Annotated in this window: 1 protein-coding gene; it reads left to right on the top strand. The window is 62.8% G+C overall.

The genetic code is table 11. The features are described from left to right. A partial coding sequence (locus tag AC07YV_RS29850) for a cadherin-like domain-containing protein (protein ID WP_494990405.1) occupies positions 1 to 925 on the top strand: 925 nt, incomplete at both ends.

The raw sequence follows: 925 nt of genomic DNA, 5'->3' as shown, positions 1-925 counted from the left end.
TGACCACCGCTGAAGACACGGCCATAACCGGCAGCGTGTTGACGGGCACCTCGAGCGTCGACGGTCCAGTCAGCGTGGTGAATTTCACCATCGACGGCGTTCCTGGGACTTTCAACGCCGGCCAGACCGCGACCATTACCAACGTCGGCACCCTGGTGGTCGGCGCCAACGGCGCTTACACCTTCACCCCGGCCGATAACTACAACGGCAGCGTGCCAACCGTGAGCTACACCGTCACCGACGGCTCCGGCAGCAACGTCACCTCGACCTTGAACATCAGTGTCACCCCGGTTGACGACAGTTTCACCGACCTCAATGAAAACGTGACCACGACCGAAGACGCCCCGGTGACTGGCAGCGTCCTCACCGGCACGAGCAGCGTCGACGGCCCGGTCAGCGTGGTGAATTTCACCATCGACGGCGTACCTGGCACCTTCACAGCGGGCCAGACCGCGACCATCGCCAATGTCGGCACCCTGGTCATCGGCGCCAATGGCGCCTACACCTTCACCCCGGACGCCAACTACAACGGCAGCGTGCCAACCGTCAGCTACACCGTCACCGACGGCTCGGGCAACAATGTCACCTCGACCCTGAACATCAGCGTGACCCCGGTCGACGACAGCTTCACCGACCTCAGCGAAAGCGTGACCACCGCTGAAGACACGGCCATAACCGGCAGCGTGTTGACGGGCACCTCGAGCGTCGACGGTCCAGTCAGCGTGGTGAATTTCACCATCGACGGCGTTCCTGGGACTTTCAACGCCGGCCAGACCGCGACCATTACCAACGTCGGCACCCTGGTGATCGGAGCGAATGGCGCCTACACCTTTACGCCGGACGTCAATTACAACGGCACGGTGCCGACCGTCAGCTACACCGTCACCGACGGCTCGGGCAGCAATGTCACCTCGACCCTGAACAT

The organism is Pseudomonas sp. GW456-E7 (assembly GCF_059424105.1).
The sequence above is the reverse complement of the archived record's forward strand: the minus strand, read 5'-3'. Positions and strand labels throughout refer to the sequence as shown.